Below are 10,797 nucleotides of genomic sequence, written 5' to 3'. Positions count from 1 at the left end.
GAATCCTGACTGTTATTTCTCATCGCAACAAAATTTATTAAAGTTAAATTTTGTTACCGAATTATCTAACCTTTACAGAAATGACAAACTGCACGGTTATGTATTGTGTCTATACTTTGCGTGGGCTTCGACTCCGCTCAGCCTGACAAACTTTGTCTTAATACTTAATTCTTTTTACTTAATACATTTCACATTTCACAAAATACGGACACCATCAGGATTAATCTTCGAAACATGAATTTCATACGGTAAATTCATTTTTTCGTAAACGTCGCTCATGGCTTTTGCGATTTGGTCGGCGGTTTCTTTTCCTCGGCTTAAAGCGAAAATTGACGGGCCAGAACCTGAAATTCCAGAACCTAAAGCGCCGTTTTCGTAAGCGGTTTGTTTGATTTGATCAAAACCTGGAATTAAAACACTTCGTAAAGGCTCCACGATTTCGTCGTGAAGCGAACGACCGATTAATTCGTAATCTTTGGTGTAAAGACCTGCTACTAATCCGCCTACATTTCCCCATTGCATAATGGCGCTTTTTAGGGAAACGTTTTGTTTCAAAACCGAACGCGCGTCAGAAGTTTTTAACTCAATTTGCGGATGAACCACCGTTGCGTACAATTCTTCTGGACTGTCAATTCTGATAATATCAAGCGGAGCATAACTTCTTACCAAAGTAAATCCGCCTAAAAGGGCAGGAGCAACGTTGTCGGCGTGTGCGTTTCCGCTGGCTAATTTCTCGCCCTGCATCGCAAACTGAACTAAATCTTTACGAGAATACGGTCTTCCTAATAATTCATTAATTCCGAAAACCGCTCCGGCAGAACTTGCAGCACTGCTTCCGATTCCACTTCCGGCTTTGATGTGTTTATAAATTTCGATTTCGAATCCAAAATCCAGTTCATCTAAAGTTTCAAGCATTGCCAAAGCCGCAACTCCAGAAACGTTTTTCTCGGTTTCCAAAGGCAAATCGGCACCCACAATTTTAGTGATTCGAACTCCTTTTTGATCGACTTTTCGAACAATCATTTCATCGCCCGCATTGTCTAAGCAAAGTCCGAGTACGTCAAATCCGCATGAGAGGTTTGCAATAGTTGCTGGGCAAAAAAGTTTAATTTCCATTTTTTTTAAGTTTCTAAGATGCTAAGATTCTGATTTTCTAAGATTTCTTTGCAGCTTTTTATTTTTTGAGTTTCTGAGATTCTAAGTTTCTGAGATCTAAGTTTAGTTATAAAAAAAACTTAGAATCTTAGCGACTCAGTATCTTAGAATCTTTTACACGTTTCCAATTCTAATAACATCCGCAAAAATTCCCGAAGCTGTTACTGCTGCTCCGGCACCGGCTCCTTTGATCAATAAAGGCTGATCTACGTAACGATCTGTGTAGAACAACACGATATTATCTTTTCCTTCTAGATTGTAGAAAGGATGATCTTTTGGAATGAATTGCAGACCTACGCTCGCTTTTCCGTTTTCGAATTGCGCAACGTATTTCAATCTAGAATCTTTGGCTAAAGCTTCTTTATAAATACCTTCAAAATGAGCAGCGTGTTTGATTAACGATGCGAAGAAATCTTCGTTGTTTGTTGTTGCTAAACATTCTGCAGGCAGGAACGATTCGTTTGCAATGGCATCGATATCCATTTCGTAACCGCTTTCGCGAATTAGGATTAGGATTTTACGTGCTACGTCGATTCCGCTTAAGTCAATTTTTGGATCTGGTTCTGTGAAACCTTGAACTCCAGCTTCTTTTACCACATCGTGGAAAGAATTTTTCTCATCAAAATTGTTGAAAATAAAGTTCAAACTTCCCGACAAAACCGCTTGGATTTTATGCACTTTATCTCCAGATGCAATAAGGTTTTTTACGGTATCGATAATTGGCAATCCCGCACCAACATTTGTTTCAAACAAGAAAGGAGCGTTATATTGGCGAGATAAGCTTTTTAATTTTTTATAGTTGTCGTAAGCAGAAGAACAAGCAATTTTGTTGCAAGTTACAACGGCAATACTTTCTTTTAAGAACTTCTCGTAAGCTTCAGAAACCGTTGCATTTGCTGTAATATCTACAAAAATACTGTTACGTAAATTAAGTTCTTTTGCTTTTTTGATGAATTCTTCAATGCTCGCTGGTTCACCTTCGCTTAAAGCGGCATCCCAATTTTTTAATGAAATTCCGTCTTCATCAAATACCATTTTTCTAGAATTAGACAAAGCAATTACGCGAACGTTAATCTTTAAATTATCTTTTAAGAACTTTCTCTGATTGTGGATCTGTTCGATGAATTTTTCTCCCACATTTCCAACTCCCATTACGAATAAGTTTAGCTGTTTTGTGTTTTCTTCAAAGAAGTTTTCGTGTAAAGTATTCAGCGCTTTTTTAACGTCTCTTTCGTTAATTACAGTCGAAATATTTCTTTCAGAAGCACCTTGCGCAATGGCACGAATGTTTACGTTGTTTTTTCCTAAAGTAGAGAACATTCTTCCGCTCAAACCTTGGTGATTTTTCATGTTTTCACCCACCAAAGCAATAATGCAAAGGTCTTTTTCTACATAACAAGGATCGATTTTGTTTTGCGAGATTTCGATTTCAAAAGCTCTATTAATTGCAGCTTCGGCATTATCAGCATCCGAATTCAAGATTCCGATACAAATTGAATGCTCAGAAGAAGCCTGAGTAATAAAAATTACGTTGATTTTTTCCTGAGACAATACTTCAAACAAACGTCTAGAAGAACCCGCAACTCCAATCATTCCTGGACCTTCAAGTGTTAAAAGCGAAATATGATCGATATGGCTGATTCCTTTAACTACAGTGTCTTTAGATTGAACATGACTAGAAATTAAAGTTCCTTCGGCTTCTGGCTCAAAAGTATTTTTGATTAAAATTGGAATATTTTTTCTTAAAACAGGCTGAATGGTTGGCGGATACAACACTTTTGCACCAAAATGCGATAATTCCATCGCTTCTTGATACGAAATGTTTGCAATTGGCTGTGCTTGTTTTACAATTTTTGGATTTGCAGTAAACATTCCGTTTACATCAGTCCAGATTTCCAGTTGTTCAGCATCGATTGCACCAGCGATAATGGCTGCAGTATAATCAGATCCGCCACGTCCTAAAGTCGAAGTAATTCCGTCTAAAGTTTGCGCAATAAATCCTGGAAGTATATTTATTTTTGATTTATTCGAAGCGAAATATTCCTGAATTAATTGATTCGAAACTTCAAAGTTTACCACAGCTTTTCCGAAGTTACTATCCGTTTTAATCAATTCACGGCTGTCTTTGTAAACCGCATCTTTTTCAGTTTGCTGAAATGCCTGAGCAATGATAAAGGAAGAAAGCAATTCACCAAAACTCAAAATGGTATCGGCAGTTCTTGGAGACAATTCACCCAATAAGAAACATCCGTCTAATAAAGTTTCTAAATGGTTGATGATTCTTTTTACATGACTTAACAAACTGCTTTGCTCGCTTACCGGAATCAGTTCTTTTAATGTATCAAGGTGTTTTTTCTCTATTTCGGCAACCACTTCTCTAAAGCTTTCGTCGTTTGCCGCTGCTTTTGCCGCCGCCAATTGCAGTAAATCTGTCACTTTGCTTAGAGCAGAAACTACAACAACGAGTTGGTCTTGCTTTGCTTTTTGGTTAACAATTTCGAGAACGAGTTTTATATTTTGAGCATTGGCAACCGAAGTTCCGCCAAATTTTAATACTTTCATTTTGTTTGATATTTTTTAATAAGGTGCAAAGATTTTGAGTAACAAAGGTTCAAAGGTTATCAACTGTGAACTGAAACTAAAAACTGCGACTATTTTTTTGTAAATGTTTTTTATGTATCCAATAACTCTCTTCTTTCAAGAAAAAAGTATAGGTAACCTAGGATGATATGTAAAAATGTATACCCCTAAGGGGTAGTAGTTGTTGTAGTAGAAATAATCGTAGCAGCAATTGCAACTCCTGTTTGAGCTGTAATAATTGTAGATTGATATTTTATGCTGTTACTTTTCATTTTTGATTTTTCAAAAGTACAGCTTTTTATAAGAGTTAAAAACTTAAAAGGCTTTTTTACGAATATTTTAATAATTCAAATCTCTATAAATCAATATTGAGTATTTGTTAAAATTGCAGATGTTAAATTGATGTTTTGGTATATTTTAGAACATGTTTTTTGGAGATTTAACCTAGGCAAAAGATTGAAATTTAAGTAAAAAGAGCGGTAAAAGTGGGAGAAAGCAGATTGTTTGGTTTAAAAATAATAGTTAAAGGTTTTCAATTAGGTTTGGTGAAATTTTAATTATTGTGATAAAATGTTGCTTTTTAATATTGATTTGTTGAATTTTGGCGTTTAAAATTTAAAATCATCATGAGAGAGATCCATTATATAAGTTCAGAAACCATTACTTTAGAAACATTACAAGAAATTTTAAGTCAGAATAAAAAACTTGAATTATCTGAAGAAGCTAAAGTAAATGTTCAGAAATGCCGTGATTATTTAGACAAGAAAATGGCATCGCATACGGCGCCAATTTACGGAATCAATACAGGTTTTGGATCTTTATATAGTGTGAAAATCTCAAATGAAAACTTATCTAAACTTCAAGAAAACTTAGTAAAATCGCACGCCTGTGGAACAGGAGAGGAAGTTCCTGCTGAAATTGTGAAAATGATGCTGTTACTTAAAATTCAATCTTTAAGTTATGGGCATTCTGGAATTCAGCTAGTAACTTTAGAGCGTTTGGTTGAGTTTTACAATAATGATATTCTGCCTATTATTTATACGCAAGGTTCGCTTGGAGCTTCTGGAGATTTAGCGCCGCTGGCGCATTTGTCTTTGCCTTTAATTGGAGAAGGAATTGTATTGTTTGAAGGAAAAAAAGTGGCTTCTGCCGAGGTTTTAAAGCATTTTAACTGGGAACCGATTGTACTTCAATCTAAGGAAGGTTTGGCTTTATTGAACGGAACTCAATTTATGAGTGCTTATGGAGCTCATATTTTAATTAAAGCTTACAAATATTCATATTTGGCAGATTTAATTGGAACTATTTCTCTAGAAGGTTTTGATGGAAGAATTGAGCCATTTAACGAATTGATACATTATATACGTCCGCACAAAGGACAAATCGTAACCGCACAAAGAATTACACAATTTTTGGACGGAAGTGAAATCATTACTCAAGAGAAAAAACACGTTCAAGATCCGTATTCTTTCCGTTGTATGCCACAGGTTCACGGAGCTTCAAAAGATGCGATTGATTATGTTCGAAAAGTATTCAAAACAGAAATCAACTCAGTTACCGATAATCCAAATATATTTATAGAAGCCGATCAGATTATTTCTGGCGGAAATTTCCACGGACAGCCTTTAGCATTGGCTTTAGACTTTATGGCAATTGCATTAGCCGAATTAGGAAGTATTTCTGAAAGAAGAACTTATCAGTTAATTTCAGGATTGCGTAATCTTCCAGCATTTTTGGTAGATAATCCAGGATTAAATTCAGGTTTCATGATTCCGCAATATACGGCTGCAAGTATTGCCAGTCAGAACAAACAATTGGCAACTCCAGCGAGTATTGACAGTATTGTTTCAAGCAACGGTCAGGAAGATCACGTGAGTATGGGAGCAAATGGAGCAACAAAAGCCTTACGTGTTTTAGATAATTTAGAGCGCATTTTGGCAATTGAATTATTAAATGCTTCTCAGGCCATTGCGTACAGAGAGCCTCTAAAATCAAGTGATTTTATCGAAATGTTCTTAAATAGTTACAGAGAAGTGGTGCCTTTGGTGAAAGAAGACAGGATCTTACATAATGACATAGAAAACACAGTGTTATTCCTTGAGAGTTTTCAAATTGAAAACGATTTGTTAACAATGGCTTAACACTGAAACGTGTTATTGAAGGTAATTTTGCACTATCAAAAATAAAACAATGTCAATAAACAGTATTTTCCAATTTTTAGTGCCGAAAGACAAAAAATTCTTTCCACTTTTTGAAGAGGCTTCTAGCAATTTAATTGAATTAGCTTCTAACTTACACGAAGCTGTAAATTTACCATTAAAAGAAAGAGAAATTCTTTTTCAAAAGATTGACGAATTAGAACAAAAAGGAGAAGACATCACACGTCAGACAAACCTTGAGTTAAGCAGAAACTTTATTACTCCATTTGATAGAGAAGACATTCACACGTTAATTACTTCAATTGATAACGTTGCCGATTACCTTCATGGTGCATCTAGCCGTATGAGATTGTATCAAGTTGATAAGATTACAAAATCTATCAGAAAGATGACAGAAATCAACCTTGAAGCTTGTCAAAACATTGACAGTGCGGTAAAAGAGTTGAGAAACTTACAAAATTTTAAAGTTATTAAAGACGCTTGTGCTAGAATCAATAAACTAGAAAACAAGTCTGATAACGTATATAACAAAGCAGTTTTTGAAATTTTTGAAAACGAAACAGACGCTAAAAATATCATTAAATATAAAGAGGTGTTATCTGTTTTAGAATCAGCAACAGACAAATGTAAGAGTGTTGCGAACATACTAGAATCTATTTCTGTAAAACATTCTTAATTCAATTTTTCAATCTGAAGTTATAATTTTATGACGCTACTTATATTAATTATAGTATTAGCCTTAATTTTTGATTACATCAATGGTTTTCATGATGCGGCAAATGCTATAGCGACTGTTGTTGCAACAAAGGTTTTGACACCTTTTCAGGCGGTTGTCTGGGCAGCATTTTTTAACTTTCTGGCTTATTGGGTTTTTGGATTTGGTGTTGCAGATACTGTTGCTAAAACAGCGCACACAATGGAAATTAACCTTGTTGTTATCCTAGCCGGAGTAATTGCAGCAATCTGTTGGAATTTATTGACTTGGTGGTTAGGAATCCCTTCAAGTTCTTCGCATACCTTAATTGGAGGTTTTGCTGGAGCAGCTGTAGCGCACGCTATTGCAGTTCATGGTTTCTCTGGTTATGTTGGAGAAGACGGAGCAACTCATTACTGGTATGAAATTGTAAGCTGGTATAAGGCTGGTAAAGATGGTGGAATGCCCTCGGGAGTCCTCATTATTATTGCTTTTATTGTCTTAGCACCGCTTTTAGGAGTTATTGCATCTTACTTAATTTCGATTTGGCTGTTAAATGCTTCACGTAAAAGCATCGGGCCAAAAATCTTTACTGTGGTTTTAATGCTTGCAACTATTTGGTTTGTTTACGTTCAAATGGTTTCTTATGAAGAGATTTTAGAGCATGGAAAACCTCGTTTCGAATCTCATTTCTGGAGCGTTGTATTCGATTCTCATAATATTAAATGGTTCTTAGTAGCCTTCATTATCTTAACAGTAAGCGCATTCTGTTTAATATTCAGCAGTTTGAATCTTCATCAAGCAGATGCTGCTTTAAAGAAAATGCAGTTATTATCTTCTGCGGCATTTAGTTTAGGTCACGGAGGAAACGATTCTCAAAAAGTAATGGGTATTATTGCTGCTGCTGTAGCGGTTTATATCAATACTAATCCTGGAGTTCATATGGATGCTTGGTTAGATGTTGTGCTTCCAAATGACGATGCAGGTATTAAAGGTGTAATGCCGAGCTGGATTCCTCTTGCGTGTTATTCTGCCATTGCAGCAGGAACTTTGAGTGGTGGATGGAAAATTGTGAAAACAATGGGTTCTAAAATTACTAAAGTAAGTTCGTTTGAAGGTGTTGCTGCTGAAACTGCAGGTGCTTTGACACTTTACTTTACAGAACACTTAAAAATCCCAGTAAGTACAACGCATACCATTACAGGATCTATTATTGGTGTTGGATTAACAAAACGTGTTTCTGCCGTTAGATGGGGAGTTACAGTAAGTTTAATCTGGGCTTGGATCTTAACTATTCCAATTTCAGCTCTATTAGCTGGTTTGGTTTACTTTATTCTAAGTGTATTTATTTAGTAAATGATTATTGTAAAATGTGAGATGTAAATTGCATTTTATCTAAATATTTAAAAGGCCGATTTCAAATTTGAAATCGGCTTTTTTATTGGATTAGAATTAATTAAAAAAAATGTCTTCAAATAACATTTTTTTAATTTTTACTAGCCATTGTTAGTATTCTATAGATTGATATTTGCGCAATTATTCAAGGTATGTTTCATTAGAAAAAGTTATTGAAACAGCTCTGAACAACAGCAAATTTCAAAAGGAATGTTCAGTATAAAAAATATTATAAGTTCAAGATTCTATATCTTAATTTTTGTTTTTTCATTGTATTCTTGCCAAGAACAGGATATAAGAAGAATTCGTTTGCAAGTAGATCAAAAGAAGGTAACGAGTAGTCCAAATGAAGAGTCAGATTTAATTTCATGTTTCATTAAAGAATCAATTGGAAGGTCTTTAAAAGGGATAGATACAGGCAAGCTAAAATATTATTCAGTAGAAAGAAATGATACAATCTTGGTAATAGTAAAAGTTACTGATATGGTAGGGATTGAAAAAGCTTCAAGGAGAAAATTGTTATTTGCAATTAACCATTGTATTTTAACATCCGAAAGGTATAATATGAAAAAGATTTATATTGATGTTGAAGGAAACTTTACCACTCTTTTAGTGAAAACACCTTCAAAATATGATCTTGATGGGAAATTTGCAAATGAAGATTTACTTCTATCTTTTTATGGAAAGTCAAAAAGTTCATTTAAAAAGAAAAGATAATTTTTTTTTGCGATTAAAATTTTTGAAGGTTTTTATGATTATGCTTACGTTTGTAATGTATCTGTTTAAGCTGTTTTTGATCTTTAGAAATGATGCTTATGGTACCGTCAATCTCAAGCATAGCGAGTTTAATATCAGTTAAATGTTCTAAACCATGTTCGCGCGCGGCTTCTTTTAGTTCTTCGTGCGAAACATCTAATCGGCTCAAAGTTTTAAAATCTAACACACCGTCGTGTATTAATATTTCAGGTTTGTCGAGTAGTAAGTCGCCAAGAGTTTTAAATTTCTTTGTCAGTTTTTTGATGGCAAAGTTTATCGAAAACAAAACTAAAGCTGCAACCAAACCACCCAAAAGACTAGTATCTGGACCAACCATAGCATTTTGTACCGAATTGCTAATCAATAAAATCAGGATTATATCAGCAGTGTTTAGTTGAGAAAGTTCTTTTTTGCCAAAGATTCTTAAAGCGATTGTCATGAAAAAATAAACGGCAACACTTCGGATAACAATATCTAAATATGGAAAATGCATGTTTTTTATTTTAAAGTTAAATAAAAAAGCTTTGCCAAAGTTTTTAAACTTCGACAAAGCTGCTAAATTATTTATAGGGAATTAAGTTTAAATGAACTTAATTATAGTTTGAAATTCTTTTCAATAGCTCTAATCATTTCTCCTGCCACATCTTTGTTAGTTGCGCCTTCAATTCCTTCCAAACCAGGAGAAGAGTTTACTTCAAGTAATAATGGACCCTTAGACGAACGAATAATATCGACACCGGCTACTTTTAAATCCATTGCTTTTGCGGCTTTTATGGCTATTTTTTTCTCTTCGGCAGTTACTTTGATTACAGATGCAGTTCCGCCAAGGTGAATATTAGCTCTAAACTCGCCTGGCATTGCTTCACGTTGGATTGCAGCAACCACTTTTCCGTCAATTACAAAGCAGCGAATATCTTTTCCGTTAGCTTCTTTAATAAATTCTTGAACCAAGATGTTGGCATTTAAACTTTTAAAAGCATTGATTACACTTTCTGCCGCTTTTTTAGTTTCAGCTAAGACAACGCCTTTTCCTTGCGTTCCTTCTAATAATTTCACAATTAGTGGCGAACCGCCAACCATTTTGATTAAGTTGTCTGTATCAAGCGGAGAATTGGCAAATCCAGTAGTTGGAATATCGATTCCGCTATTTAATAATAATTGTAAAGAATATAGTTTATCTCGAGATTGCGTTATGGCTGTAGCCGAATTTAATACAAAGACTTTTAAAGCTTCAAATTGACGTGTCAAAGCACAGCCATAAAAAGTGATGCTAGGGCGAATTCTCGGAATAATAGCATCGAATTCGTTTAAGATTTTCCCGCCTCGGTAATGAATTTCAGGTTTTTTTGCATCCAATTTCATGTAGCATTCCTTGATATTTAAGAAATGCATTTCGTGCCCGCGCATTTCGCCAGCTTCCATAATTCTTTTATTGCTGTACAATTCTGGATTACTGGCTAAAAGACCAATTCGTAGGCCTGTAGTTGCTTTTTCTGAATTTTGATATAATTCTTTTAAAGATTCTGCTGTTGGCTGCCCTAAAAGATATTTTTGCTCAGGATCAACCAAAACCCTTCCGCTCATAGCTTCGCGTCCTAAAAGCATTCTAAAACCCATAGAATCGCGATTGGTCAAAGTCATTTCGATTGGCCATTTGGCGTCGCCAATTTTTAAGTTGGTTTGGATCACATAGCGATGCTCTCTAAATCCGCTCGAACTTTTTACAATTCGTTTATCAACCAAAGGCGCTTCACAATGAATAATGGTTTTGATATTATTCTGAATCGGGTTAATGTCGAATTTAACCCAATTGGCATCATTTTTTATAAAAGGAGCTATGTTTAAAGCGTGCATTGCCGAAGTTTTGGCACCAGAATCGACACGAGCCTTAATTGTCGGGATTCCAAGTTCTGGAAATGAGCACCATTCTTCGCTACCTAAAATGACTTTGTTTTGAAGCATATTTTGTTTTTTATTATAGAATTTAAATTCAAAAATAGCTATTTGCTTTTACTAAAGATAGTGATTTTTGATAAAAAAAATACCCGTTATGTTATG

At 34.9% G+C, this 10,797-nt stretch carries 8 protein-coding genes; 4 read left to right on the top strand and 4 right to left on the bottom strand.

Annotation, left to right across the window (positions count from 1 at the left end; genetic code table 11):
- Positions 1-195: 195 nt before the first annotated feature.
- Positions 196-1,116, bottom strand: a complete 921-nt coding sequence (locus tag AC3Y25_RS05690; RefSeq protein ID WP_482500727.1) for a homoserine kinase — start codon at positions 1,114-1,116, stop codon at positions 196-198.
- Positions 1,117-1,269: 153 nt separating this feature from the next.
- Positions 1,270-3,717: a bifunctional aspartate kinase/homoserine dehydrogenase I gene (gene thrA / locus AC3Y25_RS05685; RefSeq protein ID WP_489902044.1), complete on the bottom strand. Its 2,448-nt coding sequence runs from the start codon at positions 3,715-3,717 to the stop codon at positions 1,270-1,272.
- Between the two features lie 644 nt (positions 3,718-4,361).
- Between thrA and hutH the strand changes: the two genes are divergently transcribed.
- The 4 genes from hutH (at position 4,362) to AC3Y25_RS05665 (ending at position 8,700) form a co-directional block, all read left to right on the top strand.
- Positions 4,362-5,876: a histidine ammonia-lyase gene (hutH, locus tag AC3Y25_RS05680; protein WP_489902043.1), complete on the top strand. Its 1,515-nt coding sequence runs from the start codon at positions 4,362-4,364 to the stop codon at positions 5,874-5,876.
- Positions 5,877-5,925: 49 nt separating this feature from the next.
- Entirely contained in the window at positions 5,926-6,570 is a 645-nt protein-coding gene (locus AC3Y25_RS05675) for a DUF47 domain-containing protein (protein ID WP_008462731.1), read from the top strand.
- A gap of 30 nt (positions 6,571-6,600) precedes the next feature.
- Positions 6,601-7,941 carry an inorganic phosphate transporter gene (locus AC3Y25_RS05670; protein WP_489902042.1) on the top strand — a complete coding sequence of 447 codons (1,341 nt, stop codon included), beginning with the start codon at positions 6,601-6,603 and terminating at the stop codon, positions 7,939-7,941.
- A 351-nt stretch (positions 7,942-8,292) separates the two neighbouring features.
- Positions 8,293-8,700 carry a hypothetical protein gene (locus AC3Y25_RS05665; protein ID WP_427873034.1) on the top strand — a complete coding sequence of 136 codons (408 nt, stop codon included), beginning with the start codon at positions 8,293-8,295 and terminating at the stop codon, positions 8,698-8,700.
- Between the two features lie 13 nt (positions 8,701-8,713).
- Here the strand turns inward: AC3Y25_RS05665 and AC3Y25_RS05660 are convergent, their stop codons facing one another.
- Both AC3Y25_RS05660 and rimK read right to left on the bottom strand, forming a co-directional pair.
- Positions 8,714-9,232, bottom strand: a complete 519-nt coding sequence (locus tag AC3Y25_RS05660; RefSeq protein WP_489902041.1) for a DUF421 domain-containing protein — start codon at positions 9,230-9,232, stop codon at positions 8,714-8,716.
- Between the two features lie 101 nt (positions 9,233-9,333).
- A complete protein-coding gene (rimK, locus tag AC3Y25_RS05655; protein ID WP_095930862.1) occupies positions 9,334-10,701 on the bottom strand; it encodes a 30S ribosomal protein S6--L-glutamate ligase in 1,368 nt (455 codons plus the stop codon).
- Positions 10,702-10,797 lie beyond the last annotated feature (96 nt).

This window comes from Flavobacterium sp. LK-23, assembly GCF_058135255.1.
This window is presented reverse-complemented; position numbering and strand designations above follow the sequence as displayed.